At 62.8% G+C, this 14,443-nt stretch carries 17 protein-coding genes and 2 tRNA genes; 11 read left to right on the top strand and 8 right to left on the bottom strand.

Annotated elements, in window-relative coordinates:
• Positions 1-165 precede the first annotated feature (165 nt).
• The 3 genes from BM348_RS10750 to BM348_RS10740 form a co-directional block, all read right to left on the bottom strand.
• A tRNA-Pro gene (locus BM348_RS10750) sits at positions 166-238 on the bottom strand.
• A gap of 195 nt (positions 239-433) precedes the next feature.
• A complete protein-coding gene (gene trmY, locus BM348_RS10745) occupies positions 434-1,030 on the bottom strand; it encodes a tRNA (pseudouridine(54)-N(1))-methyltransferase TrmY (protein WP_092904764.1) in 597 nt (198 codons plus the stop codon).
• A gap of 73 nt (positions 1,031-1,103) precedes the next feature.
• Positions 1,104-1,667 carry a metal-dependent hydrolase gene (locus BM348_RS10740; protein WP_092904762.1) on the bottom strand — a complete coding sequence of 188 codons (564 nt, stop codon included), beginning with the start codon at positions 1,665-1,667 and terminating at the stop codon, positions 1,104-1,106.
• A 155-nt stretch (positions 1,668-1,822) separates the two neighbouring features.
• On the opposite strand from BM348_RS10740, the gene BM348_RS21330 reads away from it, so the two are divergent.
• From BM348_RS21330 to BM348_RS10730, 3 genes are all read left to right on the top strand, one after another.
• On the top strand, positions 1,823-1,981 hold the full coding sequence (locus BM348_RS21330) for an HVO_A0556 family zinc finger protein (protein WP_175507162.1): 159 nt from the start codon (positions 1,823-1,825) through the stop codon (positions 1,979-1,981).
• A gap of 1 nt (position 1,982) precedes the next feature.
• Positions 1,983-2,246 (top strand): hypothetical protein, encoded by a 264-nt coding sequence (locus tag BM348_RS10735; protein WP_092904760.1) that lies wholly within the window; start codon positions 1,983-1,985, stop codon positions 2,244-2,246.
• 76 nt (positions 2,247-2,322) lie between these two features.
• Positions 2,323-3,003 carry a LysE family translocator gene (locus BM348_RS10730; RefSeq protein WP_092904758.1) on the top strand — a complete coding sequence of 227 codons (681 nt, stop codon included), beginning with the start codon at positions 2,323-2,325 and terminating at the stop codon, positions 3,001-3,003.
• A gap of 139 nt (positions 3,004-3,142) precedes the next feature.
• Here BM348_RS10730 and BM348_RS10725 read toward each other — a convergent pair whose 3' ends face one another.
• Genes BM348_RS10725 through BM348_RS10705 form a run of 5 tightly spaced genes read right to left on the bottom strand, consistent with a single transcriptional unit; the run spans position 3,143 to position 5,396 of the window.
• The gene (locus BM348_RS10725; RefSeq protein ID WP_092904756.1) at positions 3,143-3,919 is read right to left on the bottom strand and encodes a proteasome assembly chaperone family protein; all 777 of its coding nucleotides are present in this window, start codon (positions 3,917-3,919) and stop codon (positions 3,143-3,145) included.
• A 6-nt stretch (positions 3,920-3,925) separates the two neighbouring features.
• Complete coding sequence (locus BM348_RS10720) at positions 3,926-4,105, bottom strand: RNA-protein complex protein Nop10 (protein ID WP_092904754.1); 180 nt, start codon at positions 4,103-4,105, stop codon at positions 3,926-3,928.
• 30 nt (positions 4,106-4,135) lie between these two features.
• Complete coding sequence (locus tag BM348_RS10715; RefSeq protein WP_092904753.1) at positions 4,136-4,936, bottom strand: translation initiation factor IF-2 subunit alpha; 801 nt, start codon at positions 4,934-4,936, stop codon at positions 4,136-4,138.
• On the bottom strand, positions 4,933-5,106 hold the full coding sequence (locus BM348_RS10710; protein ID WP_050051341.1) for a 30S ribosomal protein S27e: 174 nt from the start codon (positions 5,104-5,106) through the stop codon (positions 4,933-4,935). Before BM348_RS10710 ends, BM348_RS10715 begins: the two co-directional genes overlap by 4 nt.
• A 5-nt stretch (positions 5,107-5,111) precedes the next feature.
• Complete coding sequence (locus tag BM348_RS10705; protein WP_092904751.1) at positions 5,112-5,396, bottom strand: 50S ribosomal protein L44e; 285 nt, start codon at positions 5,394-5,396, stop codon at positions 5,112-5,114.
• Between the two features lie 360 nt (positions 5,397-5,756).
• Here BM348_RS10705 and BM348_RS10700 point away from each other — a divergent pair, with 360 nt between their 5' ends.
• From BM348_RS10700 to BM348_RS10665, 8 genes are all read left to right on the top strand, one after another.
• The gene (locus BM348_RS10700) at positions 5,757-6,023 is read left to right on the top strand and encodes an HAH_0734 family protein (RefSeq protein ID WP_092904749.1); all 267 of its coding nucleotides are present in this window, start codon (positions 5,757-5,759) and stop codon (positions 6,021-6,023) included.
• 127 nt (positions 6,024-6,150) lie between these two features.
• On the top strand, positions 6,151-6,597 hold the full coding sequence (locus BM348_RS10695; protein WP_092904746.1) for a GtrA family protein: 447 nt from the start codon (positions 6,151-6,153) through the stop codon (positions 6,595-6,597).
• Between the two features lie 65 nt (positions 6,598-6,662).
• Positions 6,663-6,737 (top strand) — tRNA-Met (locus BM348_RS10690).
• A gap of 852 nt (positions 6,738-7,589) precedes the next feature.
• Entirely contained in the window at positions 7,590-9,605 is a 2,016-nt protein-coding gene (locus BM348_RS10685; RefSeq protein ID WP_092904744.1) for an ABC transporter substrate-binding protein, read from the top strand.
• A 30-nt stretch (positions 9,606-9,635) separates the two neighbouring features.
• On the top strand, positions 9,636-10,592 hold the full coding sequence (locus BM348_RS10680; protein ID WP_175507161.1) for an ABC transporter permease: 957 nt from the start codon (positions 9,636-9,638) through the stop codon (positions 10,590-10,592).
• A 6-nt stretch (positions 10,593-10,598) separates the two neighbouring features.
• Positions 10,599-11,615 (top strand): ABC transporter permease, encoded by a 1,017-nt coding sequence (locus BM348_RS10675; RefSeq protein ID WP_092904742.1) that lies wholly within the window; start codon positions 10,599-10,601, stop codon positions 11,613-11,615.
• Positions 11,615-12,958, top strand: a complete 1,344-nt coding sequence (locus BM348_RS10670) for an oligopeptide/dipeptide ABC transporter ATP-binding protein (RefSeq protein ID WP_092904739.1) — start codon at positions 11,615-11,617, stop codon at positions 12,956-12,958. Before BM348_RS10675 ends, BM348_RS10670 begins: the two co-directional genes overlap by 1 nt.
• On the top strand, positions 12,951-14,324 hold the full coding sequence (locus BM348_RS10665) for an ABC transporter ATP-binding protein (protein ID WP_092904737.1): 1,374 nt from the start codon (positions 12,951-12,953) through the stop codon (positions 14,322-14,324). Before BM348_RS10670 ends, BM348_RS10665 begins: the two co-directional genes overlap by 8 nt.
• Positions 14,325-14,443: the final 119 nt, after the last annotated feature.

The raw sequence follows: 14,443 nt of genomic DNA, 5'->3' as shown, positions 1-14,443 counted from the left end.
TCTCGAGGACGCCCACGGTTCGCCGGCGTTTCCCAAGCCGCGCTCGAGCGGTACGACCTCGAGAACGCGGGTACGGCCAATCCGACGGCTGCCGCTCAACGATGACGAAATGAGAGTCGAAACGCCTCGCTGTCGCTCGGCGTTCGTTGAGTGCGGGAAAGGTAGTGGGCCGGCGCGAATTCGAATCGCGGTTACGGCCACCCGAAGGCCGAAGGATACCAAGCTACCCCACCGGCCCGCATTCGGTGGAAGTTCGTCCACGCGTTTAACCTTTCTGAATGGGTGACGGCACGGACTACCGGCGGACACGATACAGCCCCCGGAATACCGACGGCCGCGATACAGCACAGCGTTTCGTTTTTCGGTTCGACTATCGCTCCGACCGCTCGAGACTCCGCCGGACTCGAGCCGCTGTCCGATCGAGCGTACTCCTTCAAAAGCGCGTGTAGCCGTCGGTGTCGAGACAGTGGTGGGCCACGGTGATCGCCTGATCGGCGTGGAGCCGCGTCGGCCCGAGTCGGAGCCGCCGGTCCGCGTGTGCCTCGAGGAGTCGCTGTTCGGCCGCCGTGAAATCGTGGTGATCCGAGAGGACGAATACGGGGTCGGTCGGCACGGACGCGTCGACGACGGCCTCGCCGTCCTCGTGTAACTGAACGACCGTGCTGTCGCTCGAGACTGCCTCGAGCGTGGCTTCGAACCCACGTCGGTAGAGTTCGACGCCGGGGCTCGGTTCCGCGGGGAGCGAGCCGATCGCCTCCTCGCGGTGCTCGAGGGCCGTGCGGACGAGCGCGGCGGTCGATCGTTCGTCGGGGTGGAGGTTTCGGAGTTCGCTCCCGTCGAACGTGATCGTCAACTGGTCTCGGATCACGAGGTGGACGCGGACGTCCTCGCGGATGCCGTGGGAGGTCACGAACGAGGCGGTGATCGAGCGACACAGTGCGTCGAGTCGCCCGGCTCCGCCGGCGAGGTCGTCGAGCGAGAAGTCCGGGGTCGTCGGCACGTCGTGTCCGAGGAGGACGAACTGGCGCATACCGAAGGGGTGGACTGCCGGGTGCAAAGCCCCGGCGGTTCGGAACCGCAATCGCTGTGAGGAGACGGGATCGTTACGTGTGGGATTCCGATACTCGAAACCGGGCGAGAATCGACCGCACGTACACGAAGCCGGGTTTGCCGTCGGAGTACCAGACGACCGCCGCGAACGCGAACAGTCCGAACTGGAACAGTTCGTACGGGCCGAGGGTGTAGTACGTGAGGATCGCATCGAGCAGGCCGGCGACGGGCTCTTCCGGAGGCGGTTCGACGAACGGCCAGAGGAGGTACGCCAGCCCCGAGACCTCCCCACCGAAGACGGCCGGCGGGACGTCCGTCAGCAGGTGGACGACGTGTCCGACGAGGAACGCTATCGCCGCCTCGAGGCCCCCGAATCGATTCGCGATCGCGTAGACGACAACGGTGAGCACGATCGCGAACACCACGGAGTGACTCAGCGTTCGCCCGCCCGGGAGCACGTCGAAGTTCCAGGCCAGCGGTTTGTCTATGAGGTCGGGAAACTGCGAGCCGATCGCGAGTGCGATCGCGGGCGCGGCACGCGGCGGGCGGTCGAACCGGCGGTGCGCGAAGAGACTGTACAGCAGGTACGCGACGCCGAGGTGTCCCCAGGGCCACATGAGTCTCTCTCCACGTTCTCGAGGCACGGAAATAGCCGTGTCGACTCGTGTTCCGCCGCGCCGACTCCCGATACTCGAGTCGTTGGCCGGTTCCCGGCGACCACCTGCAGGTGCATGGCCAACGCCTTCCCTATCGACGGGCGGAGTCTCCCGATATGGCAACGACGCAATTCGATGGCAATCAGTTAATTGCCCAGCTCGAAGGCCGGACGTGTCCGTCCTGCGCCGACGGACGGCTCGAGCGTGGCCGGTACAAGGGAAACGAGGCGGTCGTCTGCGATACGTGCGAGACGCCTCGGGCGCAACTGTGGTAACATGACAGAACTCGAGATTCCAGCGGACGCCGACGAGCGAGAGGCGATGGAGTTGGTGGACGATCTGGTCGATATCGGCGACGTCGTCGAAGTCGAGAGCTACTCGATGACCGACAGCAAGCGAAAGCGATTGAGCGGCGAAGTCACGGGGAGTCACACACCCGACTCTGGGCCGGCGTACCTCGAACTCGACGGCCAACCGGTCGGCGAGGGAAGCATCCCCTACGAGGATATCGAAACCCTGACTCGAAAGACACAACGTTGACACGACCGCGACCGAGGACCCGGTCAACCGAGCGCTTCGACACGTTTTAGCCGTCGGTACCCCTCGAAACGAACACGTGGTGACGACCGTTCTCACTCCGCTCGTTGGAGCCGTCTTTGGAATTGCGCTTGCCGCCCCGCCGGGGCCGATGAACGCGATCATCGCCGAGGAGAGCGTGCTTCGCGGCTGGACGGCCGGGTTCAAGGCTGGGCTCGGCGCGATGCTCGCGGACCTCGTCTTTTTCGTCGGGACGCTCGCGGGCGTGGTCGCAATCATCGACCAGTACCCGATCGTCAGACCCGCGCTCTACCTCGTCGGCGGCGTGCTCATGGTCTACTTCGCCGTCGGCGCGTTTCGGGATGCGAGATCTGCCACCGGCTTCGTCGAAGACGCGGGCGAACCCTCGAGGGGATTCCGGAAGGCGTTCGCGCTGTCGCTGACCAACCCCTACCAGATCGGGTTCTGGCTCACCGTCGGCGTCGGCCTCCTTCGACCCGGCACGCTCGACGTCTTCGCTCACGTCCCGGGGATCGGCTCGATGCTTGCGGGCGCGCTGGTCGTCCAGACGGGGTCGGTCGGCCTGCTGGTCGGGTTCTTCGTCGGGATCGTTTGCTGGATCGTGAGCTATCCCGCGGCGCTGGTCTCGATCGGACGACGCGTCGACGCGTTCGCACCGACCGTCTCGCTGCTGAGCGGGGTGGTACTCGTCGCGTTCGGTGCTATCTTCCTCGCAGCGGGCGCTGGCGCGATCGTCTGAGATCGGCCGAGAAGCGGTGGCGGTGCTGGCGGTATCTGACTACACGCGACTCGAAATGTGAGTGCTCCCTCGCGCGAACGTGCGTACCCCTTCGAGCGACTCTCGGCTGGGACGCGCTCGAGAAAGCGATCGGCTCTCCCTAGCCGATGTACCGCAGATCGTCGTCGGTCGGCAGCTCCATCGACTGCTGTTGTTGCTGTTGTTCCATCTCCTGAATCTTGCCGATCACGTCTTCCATCTCGTCGGCGCGCTCGTCGAGCGAATCGTACGCGAGGTCGAGCCCGACTGCCTCCTCGAGCACCTCGAGCACCGCCCGGGCGCTTTTCGGGTCGACGAGGTAGCCGCTCGTTTCGCCCATCAGACACGCCGCGTCGAATCCGCGGCGCGCGCCCAGCCCGAGCAGGAGTCCGCTGACGCCGACGATGCCGCCCGCGGGTTCGTCCTCGCGGAACTCGACGCCGGCCTCCTCGAGCGAGTCGCGGCGGGCCTCGTCGGTGACCGCGCCGATGACCGCGTACTCCTCGATGAGCTCGCCCGTCGGAACGCCGCCCAGCGAGTAAATGTCCGTCGTCTCGAACTCGGCTGCGATGTCGAGAAACGCGCTGGTGAGCCCGTAGTGGCCGGCGTTGGTCTGTGCCTGGTGATCGCCAGTGAGGACGAGCAGATCTCGTCCGTCGGGGTTCGACACCGCGTGGATCGACGCGCAGGTCAGTTCGGCGATGCCGTCCTCGATCGTCACCTGCGGCGGGAACTCGCGCGAGTAGACGCGTCGAATCAGCGTGCTCTCTTCGTCGAGTTCCTCGAGAAGGTGTTCCGCTGCGAGCGTTCCGACGTGTCCGACGCCAGGTAGCCCTTCGACGAGAACGGGGTCGTCGACTTCGGCCTCGGCAACGACGTCGACCTCGAGTTCGTCCATACCGTATCAGCGACTGCGACGCTTAAGAGCGCGTCGGTACTCGCCGTACTGATCGGTCGGATCGAAGGGAGCCGGCGCGCTGTTGACGGCGTCTGCGCCACACTCGGGACAGGTCGTAGAAAGGGTGTAGATCGGGCGTTCGTGTGTCTCTTCCCACACCGAACAGACCCGAATATCTGATTTCATCGTTGTGTCCGTCGCTCGTGTGCCGGTCGATTACTCGTCGTCGCTCTTGCGTTCGCGGTGGTACTCGCCGCTGCCGCCGTGGTCTTCGATCGCCGCCACGGCGCGGTCCGCGCTCGCCTCGAGCTGTGACTCGGCGGTTTTGTAGTTCGGCGCGCGGACCTTGATGCGGTACTCGGGCGCGCCGACGTAGACGACCTCGAGTTCGACCTCGTCCGGGACGCCGCCGTTCCCCTCGGCGGCCTCGAGCGCGTCGCGGATGCCGTCGACGCCCGACTGGGAGGGATTCTCGAGATCGACGTAGCCGGTGACGTTGACGTACGGGACCGAGACGTTTTCGCGGGCGGTCTCGACGATCGCGTCGACCTCGTCTTCGGAGAGATCGGTGTCCTCGAGCGCCTCGGCGCCGTGAATCGCGGCCTGCTTGAATCCGTTGTAGAGGCTTCCGTGGACGCCGATCAGTTCGTTCGCGATCGCGGTGTAGGTCTCGTCGTCGCTGTCTTCTGCCAGCGCCAGGCCCATCCAGTTGTCGGCCTTCTGCTCGTTTTTCCAGTCCTGGATCTTGTCCGAGCGCTGGTGGTCGTTGACGTCTTTCAACGAGAGATCGATCTGTTCGTGGGACTCGTCGACGTCGAGGACCTTACAGACGACGATCTGGCCTTCGCGGACGTGATCGCGGACGTTCTTGATCCAGCCGCTTGCGACCTCGGAGATGTGGATCAGGCCACGTTTGTCCTGATACTCCTCGAGATCGACGAAGACGCCGAAGTCCTCTATCTCGTCGATCTTGCCGACGACGAGCTCGCCGGTGTCCGGCCAGCCACTGTATTTCATCGTGATTCGACTGTCTCGACGATCTCGTGGTCGATATCGGCCTTACCACCGGTCGGTCGAGCGAGCGTCGTTCCGCAGACGGCACACGCGACTTCCGTGGCGGCTTTGCCGAAGACGATCTGTTCGTTCTCGCAGTCTCCACAGCGGACGGTGTAGTATGATCCTGCCATCGTAATCACTCCTGGAACTCGATTCTGCCGGCTCGCCATCCCTCTCGGAGGTGGGCCTTGCCGCACTCGCCACAGCGGTACTTGAGGTCGGTCTTGTTCGTCGGTTTGTTCCCACTGGGAACCTTCGAGAACTTCCCGGAGTTACCGATCGTGGACGTCCGTCGTCGTCGCTGTCGGTCGGCAACCTTTTTCATTCCGGTCTGTCGGCCGGTTCGGACCTTCTCGACTTCGTGTTGATGGTGTTCGTTACAGTGCGGACAGTACGTATTGAATCGGCGTGGCATCTGCATGGTTAGTTCACTTGGAACGGGCTACGATTGCGCCGCTTAAAACCCGTTTGGTTCGTCGGCGCGAGATCGGACGACGGGACGCCAACGACTCGCAGTTCCGACTGCGAACCCGATCGCGGGAGGAGATCGGGTAGGTGTCGAAGGCGAACCGGTAGCTGACGCCGGCACCCTACCTTTTCGATTCATGTGATGGCCTCTGATTCATATTGTTCATACGCGCGTGGCCACCAATCGACCTCGAGCCGTCCATGAGTCTCGAGCCGACCTCGAGCCCTCACTGGCCCGATCGTCCGGAAGACGCCGCCCCTACGGACCGACCGCTTCGAAGCGTTTAATCCACCACCCGCCGAATCGCCGGGTATGAAGCGGCTGATCATCCACGGCGACCCCGGAATCCGAAAGGGGGCTATCATCGATTACGACGGGGAGGAAGTCGTCTGCTTCGGAATCAATCGCAACGGCGAGTGGAATGGCCCGGAGACGGTCCAGCTGTGGTGTACGATCGGCGACGAATCGGAGTACGGTGAGTTCGAGCGACGAGAGTTCCTTCCCCATTTCTTGGAGGTCGATCGCGTCGACGCCGAGACCGTCGACGTGATTCGTCCACAGGGCGATCTCGCCGTATAACGCCAGACCGACTGGCCATCGATCGGTGCTATCGGGTCCGAAAACAGATGACACAGCCGTCGGCTGACCGAAAGGCAGTTATTCTCGCTGGGCCCAGTACCCGAGACGGTCGAGTGCGACCGAAACGATGAGTAAATCGGTTACCGAGATTCTTCGAATGCGTCTGGCTGCCCTGCGCTCTCGAGCGCTGTTTGTACAGTTCGCTGGCGTCGGCTTGGTCGGAACAGCAGTCGATAGTGCTGTCTTCTACGGGCTCGTATCGCAAACAGCGCTCGGACTGGTCGCCAGTAAGGCCGTCGCCTGGACGCTCGCGATCGGGGCCATCTTCGCGATAAACGAGTGGTGGACGTTCGCCGCGTACGGAAAGACCGGCTCTCGAGCGTTCTTGCGTCGACTACTCACGTCGTATCTGGTCCGATCCGCGGGATTTCTCGTGACGCTTGCGGTGCTGGCCGTGCTGGTACGGTGGTTCGACGTCTGGTTCGTCATCGCGAACCTGATCGGAATCGGCGTCGGCTTTTTCGTCAACTACATCTGTGAGAGCATCTACACGTGGCGGGTCCACCAGAACTAAGCGAAAAACCCACAGACGGTAACCGAATCACAACCCTTAACTAGCCGACCCGGATATGATGTGATAGCGGGATGGGATAGCCAGGAGATTCCGGCGGGCTCATAACCCGCAGACCGGTAGTTCAAATCTACCTCCCGCTATGTTTTAGCGCGAACAAATTCGTGAGCGCTATCCATTGCATGAGTAGTTTGAGCCAGAGGAGTCGCAGCGTCCGAGCGAAGCGAGGATGACCGTCTCCTTGAGGTTCAAATCTACCTCCCGCTACTTTTCAGGGATTCAATATTGAACGCCGAGCGTAGCGAGGCGTGAGATGGAATCCCTGAAGATAGTATAGAGTAGATATGAAGTAGACAACGAGAGAGCGAAGCGATCGAAGTTGACGTAGTTCAAATCTACCTCCCGCTACTTTTCGACGTAAATCGCCTCGAGATTGACCCGGAGGCAGTTCTCAGGCCGTTACGTATCGAGGGACCGACGAGATCTCGCGCCGTTTCACGTCTCGCGCCGGTCAGTAATAGCGAGATAGGCCGTCTCAAATTACTTGCTCCGATCACACTCACGCGAGTTATTTTCCGATGATAGAGGGGAAATGAACTTCTGTATGAACGTCGTGACCGAACTGCGCGTGGGACCGACAGTCAATGACCGAGGCCATCCGGTCGCTCTCGAATGTGCATATATATGGGCCGATATGGGCTGATTTGAACATCAATACACAAGAAACTTCGGTCGAATTCTCTCGAGTTTTACGTAGACACCATGGACAGAATCAGTAACTATTGGGCTCGAATGCGAAGATCGACACAATAGAATCGGAAGAAACGATCGGTAATCGGTACTTATTTATACTCCCACAGAGGTACGTGTGTTGTAGTATAACATGAACGATTATGCTCTGTATGAATGACGGAGTTATGCTGATCGAATTAGCCAATAACACGATGGAATTCAGATAGAGCATCAAAGTGCAAACTTAACTGGAGAAATAACAGATGACCTCACAAATCGACTCACGCGAACCAGTACTCGACCGACGCCGCGTTCTCAGTGGGATTGCGGCGACAGGAATCGCCAGTGTCGCAGGCTGTCTGGGCGGCGACGGCGAGGAAGCCGACATCGACGAGGCCCTAGAGCGCAACGAAATCGATATCGACGAGATCGTCGAGGGGGGCACCCTCGAGTTCGCGATCCCGCGAAACGGTATTTCGGACTACGACCAGGCACAGAGCACCCAGGCCGAAGACACGGTCGTGCTAAACGCCGTCTACGACGGGTTGTTGAAGATCAACGCCGACGCCGAGGCCCAGCCGTGGCTGGCCGCGGAGTACGAAGCCAGCGAGGCCAACGACGTCAGCGTCGTCGACTATCAGGACTATATGATCGAGATCGAACCCGCCGAAGTCGAAGACGGTGTCCCAGTGTTCGAACTCGAGGACGACACCAACCTCGTCTTGATGCAACATCCGGACGATCTTCCCGCAGAATCGGGGGAATCGATTCGCGTGTTGACACGCAACGAGGCCGCCGCCGCCGTCGCGGACGGTGTCTTCGGCGTCCGAGTCGAGGGACGACTCCACGAAGGAATCGAGTTCCACAATGGCGAGGAACTCACCGCCGAGAACGTGGTTCGGTCCTACGACAGGTACGTCGGTTCGAACAATCAGGGGCAGTATTACGATAGTTTCCTGCACGCCGAAGCGCCCGACGGGGCCGACGGCTATCAGTTCGAACTCTACGCCCAGGAAGCCGACGCCGCAGCGTTCCTCGAGTTACCACCCGTGGTGTTCCCCTCGGAGCACTTCGACGTCCCGCCCGGCGAACTCGACCCGCGAATCAACGAAGACCGGGTGCCGATCGGCACCGGCCCCTACGAGGTCGCCGAGTTCGAGGGCGGTCAAGAACTGCGCCTCGAGCGGACGGACAACTACTGGGTCGAGTCGGTCGGCCTCGAGAACATCCCGTGGTACGACGGTCCGAGCGATTTCCCGGCGGGGCCAGTCATCGACGAGATCAACATCCGTTTCGTCGAGCAGGGATCCGGTCGATCCAACGCGCTCGAGGACGGCAGCATCGACGTCGCCTACGAACTCCCCTCCGAAGCCCGCAACAATTTCCAGACGTCGGACGAGTACGTCGTCTCCGCGACCGAGGCCCTCGGCTTCCAGTTCATGCAGTTCCCCATGGACGACACCGACCCCGGTGGCGCGTTTTCCGAACGGGCGGTTCGACAGGCGGTGAGCGCCCTTATCCCACGCCAGCAGATCGTCGATATCGTCGCGCAGGGGTGGGGCGACCCCGCACAGGTCCCGTTTCCGGAGCCCGCGGCCGATCTGGGGACCTCCCAGCCGTACAACGAAATCGTGGATTCGGACTGGGCGTACAACGTCGAACCGAACGTCGATGCCGCCCAGTCGCTTCTCGATGACGCCGACGTCGAGACGCCCGTCGACGTGGTTCTCGAGACGAACGCCGACGACGAAGCGCGGATCGACAAGGTGCAACTCATCGTCGATCAACTGGACGAGACCGACCTGTTCAACGCCGAACTCGAAACGCCGGCGCCGCTCGGCGACTGGACCGTCGACCTCTACCAGGAGGACGCCCGGACGGACAGTTCCGAGCGCAACGCTCCTGCCATAATCGGCCTCGCGGGGACGCCGGATCCACACGGGTTCGTCGAAGCGATCACCGACCCCGACAACTACAACGGCTGCTGTAACTTCTTCTTCGCGGAGGGAGTCCTGCCCGAGGACTTCGTCGATCAGATGCGCGGGTGTCGATACGGGGTCGAAGTCGCCGAGGATCAGGATGCTCGCCGACAGGCCTACGACGAGTTCTGGCCGGAGTACGCCGACATGATGGCGAACACGATCATCGACTACTCGTTGAACACCGGCACGACGAACACGGACGTCGTCGGATTCAACGCCCACCCGCAGACGCAGATGCTGCTGAGTTACGCGCTGTACAACCCCGCAGATGAACAGCTCATCTACCTCGATCGATAAGATGCTGGCGACCGATCAGAGGGGAGACGTATGAGTATGCAACGGTACATCGCACGGCGAATCGTAACCTCCATCCCGGTCCTCATCGGGGTTTCGGTGGTGACGTTTGGGCTCATGCACGCCGCACCGGGCGACGTCGTGAGCCAACTCGTCGCCTCTAACCCCAACGTATCGGCCGCGGAAGCCGTCCGTCTCCGCGAGGAGTTCGGCCTGAACGACCCGATCTGGGTGCAGTACATAGATTGGATGCGAGGCGTCTTGACCGGCGACTTCGGCGAGGTCTACTCCTCAGGTCGGGATGCCGGAGCGGTCATCTGGGCTCGACTGCCCGAAACGCTCGTTCTCGGGGCGTTCGGCTGGATATTCGCGATCGCGATCGCGATCCCGAGCGGGATCTACGCGGCGGTCAACAAGGACCAACTCGGCGACGCCGCCAGCAGATTCGTCGCGCTCTCGGGGATCTCCATTCCGAACTTCTGGCTGGGGCTCATGCTGATGGCTGTTTTCGCCGTCCAGTTCAACCTGTTTCCCACGCTGGACCCACAGACCGGGTTGCTCTCCCCACAGATGCTCTGGTGGTTGATCCTGCCGGGCGTGACGATCGGGACGGCTGCAGCGGCGAACGTGATGCGGATCATGCGCACGTCGATGGCCGAGGAACTGAACAAAGAGTACGTGACCGCCGCGCGTGCGAAGGGCCTCCCCGAACGGACCGTTATCCTCAAACACGTGCTTCGAAACTCGCTGATTTCCGTCACGACCGTTGCAGCGTTCCTGACCGCGGGGCTCGTCTCCGGGTCGGTCGTGGTCGAAAACGTGTTCTCCTGGCCGGGTCTCGGCCAGGAACTCGTGTCGGCGATCCAGCTCAGAGAGATGAACCTGATTATGGGGATCACCCTCCTGACCGGGGTCGTCATCGTACTCGCTAACTTGCTTGCAGACATCGTATACGCGGTGCTCGATCCGCGAATCAGGGACGAATATTAACAACCTATGTCAACAAAACGAGGACGAATACGGATCTCGGGATTCGAGACCGAACGCATCGAAGAACACGAATCGACGGGCGTTCGCGAGGACGAGTACACCGAACCGGAAGGGATACTCCACCGGATCGTCGGCCGACTCCTGCGGGACCGACTCGCGCTCGCGAGCATCGTGATCGTCGTGCTGATGGCGGTCGCCGCGCTGGTCGCTCGCCCGTGGACCGTCTTCGGAGTCACCGTGCAACCGCTCTCGCTCGCGCCGTTCGACCCGACGGAATCGGCGGTCGCCGGTCCCCACGAAATGCCGTCTGCGACCCACCTGATGGGGACCGATCGGCTGGGCCGAGACATCTTCTCTCGAGTGATGGTCGGCGGCCGGTACAGCATCTCGATCGGACTCGTCGTGACCGTGATCGCCTCGGTCGTCGGCGTGCTCTACGGAAGCGCCGCTGGATACTTCGGCGGCCGCGTCGATACCGTGTTGATGCGGGTGCTCGATCTGGTGTTCGCGTTCCCCGCGCTCGTGCTCGCGCTGGTTCTCGTCGCCCTGTTCGGCGGCGGGTTCTGGCCGCTCGTCGGCGCGTTCGTAGTGGTCGGCTGGGCGTCGTACGCACGTATTATCAGAGGGGAGATCCTCAAGGTCAAACAGAACGAGTACGTGATGGCTGCGAAAGCACTCGGGGCGCGAGACCGATCGGTGGTGTTGCGCCACATCATTCCGAACGCGATCGCACCGGTGGTCGTCCAGGCGACCCTCAGCGTCGGCACCGTCGTCATCGGCGTCGCCGCTCTCGGCTTTCTCGGCCTCGGGTTCGACCCCGGGACGCCCGAGTGGGGAACGATGCTCGACGGCGAGCGCGACACCCTCGCGACGGGCGCGGGCGGGACCTGGTACTGGTGGGCGACGGTCTTTCCCGGCCTGATGATCTTCCTGTTCGTCATGGCCATGAACGTCATCGGCGACGCGATCAACGACGCGCTCGACACGCAAGTCGGCGACGTCGGCCGCGGAGGTGGCGGCTGATGGCGCTGCTCGAGGTCGAGAGTCTAACGGTGTCGTTTTACACCTCGGAAGGCGTCGTGACGGCCGTCGACGACCTCTCCTACGAGATCGAAGCCGGCGAGAAGTTCGGCGTCGTCGGCGAGAGCGGCGCGGGAAAGAGCGTGACCGCACTGTCGCTATTGCGTCTCATCGAGAGCCCCGGCGAGATCGAGAGCGGCTCGATCAGGTTCTGCGATGGGGACACCGTCGAATCGCTCGAGGAGTCCTACCCGGACAGCGTCGTCGACGTCGAACGCCTTCGACGCGAGTCGTCGTTCGACGATGTCATCGACCGACTCGAGCAGCGCGGCGTTTCGGGGGCGGACCTGACCGGTAATCTCGAGCACGAGGGAGCCGACTTGCACCGACTCCACGCCGACGGCGAACTCGACATGCGAAACGTCGTCGACCGGGGGTACGCGGTCGACCTCGGGCTGATCGGCGAGGAGGACTTCATCGTACACGACGGGGAGACCCACTACGTGGAGTTGCTCCGCGCGCCGGAGGCGGCGGTTCGGCGACTCCGTGGAAACAACGTTGCGATGATATTCCAGGACGCCCAGACCGCGCTCAACCCTGTCTACACCGTCGGCGAGCAGATCGCCGAGGCGATCAGACACCACCTCGACTACGACGACGAAGCGGCGAAGACGCGGGGGATCGAGTTACTCGACACGGTCGGCATTCCGGACGCCGAAAACCGCTACAGCGACTACCCGCACGAGTTTTCCGGCGGCATGCAACAGCGGGCGGTCATCGCCATGGCGCTCTCCTGTGATCCCGACGTGATCATCGCCGACGAGCCGACGACGGCGCTGGACGTGACGACCGAAGCGAAGATCCTCGACCTGCTCGAGGAGTTGACCGACGAGTTCGATACCGCGGTCCAGCTCATCACGCACGACCTCGGCGTCGTCGCCGAGCTCTGTGATCGGGTGATGGTGATGTACGCGGGCCAACCGGTCGAGAAGTCGCCGGTCGAGGAGCTGTACTACGACCCGAAGCATCCCTACACCGTCGGCCTGATGAGTTCGATTCCGCGCATCGGCGACGACCGCGACCGACTCCAGACGATTCCCGGGACGATGCCAGACCTGATCGAGACGCCGTCGGGCTGTCGCTTCCACCCGCGCTGTCCATACGCGGAGCGAAGTTGCCAGCAGACCGAGCCCCGACTGGTCGAGTTCGACGACGCCGACGGGCGGGGACGGTCGGCGAAGTGTCTCGAGTACACGGGCGACTTAGAGGAGGGCCTCGAGTACAGCGTCACCGTCGAGAGCGAACACGTCCCGAACGAACGGATTCCGGGTGAACACAATGACTAACGAGCAGCGGCCGATCCTGCGGTCGACCGGACTGACGAAACACTACGAGAACACCAACGGCTTCGTCGACACGCTACTCGGCCGGTCGGAACTCGTCAAGGCGGTCGACGGCGTCGACCTCGAGTTGTACCCCGGCGAAACGCTGGGAGTCGTCGGCGAGAGCGGTTGCGGGAAGACGACGCTCGGCCGATCGCTCCTGCGACTCATCGAACCGACCGAGGGATCGATCACGTACACCAGACGGACGGAAACCGGCGAGCCGCGGGAGGTCGAACTCACGGATCTCTCGAGTTCCGAACTGCGCGACCTCCGGACGGACCTCCAGTACATCTTTCAGGACCCGTTCTCGAGTCTGAACCCGCGTCTCACGGTCGGGGACATCATCGGCGAACCGCTCGACATCCATGACATCGCCGACGGCGAGGCGCGCAACGAGCGCGTTCAGGAACTGCTCGAGACCGTCGGCCTCAATCCGAGCCACGTCCACCGGTATCCCCACGAGTTCTCCGGCGGACAGCGCCAGCGGATCGGCATCGCCCGAGCGCTGGCGGTCGATCCCGAGATCATCGTCTGTGACGAACCAGTGAGCGCCCTCGACGTGAGCGTCCAGGCCCAGATCCTGAACCTGCTCGAAGACCTCCAGGAGGAGTTCGACCTCTCCTATATCTTCATCGCCCACGACCTGAGCGTCGTCGAACACATCGCGGACCGGATCGCGGTCATGTACCTCGGCGAGTTCGCCGAAGTCGGGACCACCGAGGAGGTGTTCTCGGAGCCGTACCACCCCTACACCGAGGCGCTGCTCTCTGCGATCCCCGAACCGGACCCGCTCTGGGACGGCGAGAAGATCCTCCTCGAGGGACAGGTCCCGTCACCGATCGATCCGCCCTCGGGCTGTCGGTTCCACACGCGGTGTCCCCGGGTCATCCCGCCCGAGGAGTTCGACCTCGAGCAGTCGGCGTGGCGGTCGGTGCTAAGCTTCAAGCTCCGCGCCGAGGACGCAGACGCCGTCGACGAGCTCGTGACGATAACCGACGAGTCGGCCCGAGAGGACGTGACTGCGCTCTCGAGGGCGGACATCGACGAACTCGTTCGCTCGGAGTTCGGGATCCCGGACCCGCTATCGGACCCCGCCGCCGAGGAACTCCTCGCGAGTTCGATCGACGAGTTGCACTCGGTCGACAGCGCCGCCGCGGCGGCGACGCTCGAGGAGCGGTTCGTCTCGCCGTGTGAGACGACCGAGCCGTCGTCCGTCGACCTCTCGCGGACCCACGCGATCGACTGTCTTCGCTACGAGGACGGGGACGCGCACCGACAGGCGGGAACCGCCGGAGCCAGACAAGACGAAACACTCGCCGACGATTGAGACAGGATCGAGACGGCCTGCTTGCCAGTCTCGCCCGTCGAACCGCGATCGAACTGCGATCACGTCGGTCCCTCGCCGCCGGAAACGGTTGAACCCTCGGAAGGATTTTGCCTCCGGAG

The organism is Halostagnicola kamekurae (genome assembly GCF_900116205.1).
Lineage (GTDB): Archaea > Halobacteriota > Halobacteria > Halobacteriales > Natrialbaceae > Halostagnicola > Halostagnicola kamekurae.
This window is presented reverse-complemented; position numbering and strand designations above follow the sequence as displayed.

Bases quoted from the DNA above. Each gene is read 5' to 3' on its own strand.
- BM348_RS10695 (WP_092904746.1), top strand. From the start codon at position 6,151: ATGAGTAAATCGGTTACCGAGATTCTTCGAATGCGTCTGGCTGCCCTG.
- BM348_RS10700 (WP_092904749.1), top strand. From the start codon at position 5,757: ATGAAGCGGCTGATCATCCACGGCGACCCCGGAATCCGAAAGGGGGCT.
- BM348_RS10680 (WP_175507161.1), top strand. From the start codon at position 9,636: ATGAGTATGCAACGGTACATCGCACGGCGAATCGTAACCTCCATCCCG.
- BM348_RS21330 (WP_175507162.1), top strand. From the start codon at position 1,823: ATGGCAACGACGCAATTCGATGGCAATCAGTTAATTGCCCAGCTCGAA.
- BM348_RS10715 (WP_092904753.1), bottom strand. From the start codon at position 4,936: ATGAAATACAGTGGCTGGCCGGACACCGGCGAGCTCGTCGTCGGCAAG.
- BM348_RS10740 (WP_092904762.1), bottom strand. From the start codon at position 1,667: ATGTGGCCCTGGGGACACCTCGGCGTCGCGTACCTGCTGTACAGTCTC.
- trmY (WP_092904764.1), bottom strand. From the start codon at position 1,030: ATGCGCCAGTTCGTCCTCCTCGGACACGACGTGCCGACGACCCCGGAC.
- BM348_RS10735 (WP_092904760.1), top strand. From the start codon at position 1,983: ATGACAGAACTCGAGATTCCAGCGGACGCCGACGAGCGAGAGGCGATG.
- BM348_RS10685 (WP_092904744.1), top strand. From the start codon at position 7,590: ATGACCTCACAAATCGACTCACGCGAACCAGTACTCGACCGACGCCGC.
- BM348_RS10675 (WP_092904742.1), top strand. From the start codon at position 10,599: ATGTCAACAAAACGAGGACGAATACGGATCTCGGGATTCGAGACCGAA.
- BM348_RS10670 (WP_092904739.1), top strand. From the start codon at position 11,615: ATGGCGCTGCTCGAGGTCGAGAGTCTAACGGTGTCGTTTTACACCTCG.
- BM348_RS10665 (WP_092904737.1), top strand. From the start codon at position 12,951: ATGACTAACGAGCAGCGGCCGATCCTGCGGTCGACCGGACTGACGAAA.
- BM348_RS10725 (WP_092904756.1), bottom strand. From the start codon at position 3,919: ATGGACGAACTCGAGGTCGACGTCGTTGCCGAGGCCGAAGTCGACGAC.
- BM348_RS10710 (WP_050051341.1), bottom strand. From the start codon at position 5,106: ATGGCAGGATCATACTACACCGTCCGCTGTGGAGACTGCGAGAACGAA.
- BM348_RS10705 (WP_092904751.1), bottom strand. From the start codon at position 5,396: ATGCAGATGCCACGCCGATTCAATACGTACTGTCCGCACTGTAACGAA.
- BM348_RS10720 (WP_092904754.1), bottom strand. From the start codon at position 4,105: ATGAAATCAGATATTCGGGTCTGTTCGGTGTGGGAAGAGACACACGAA.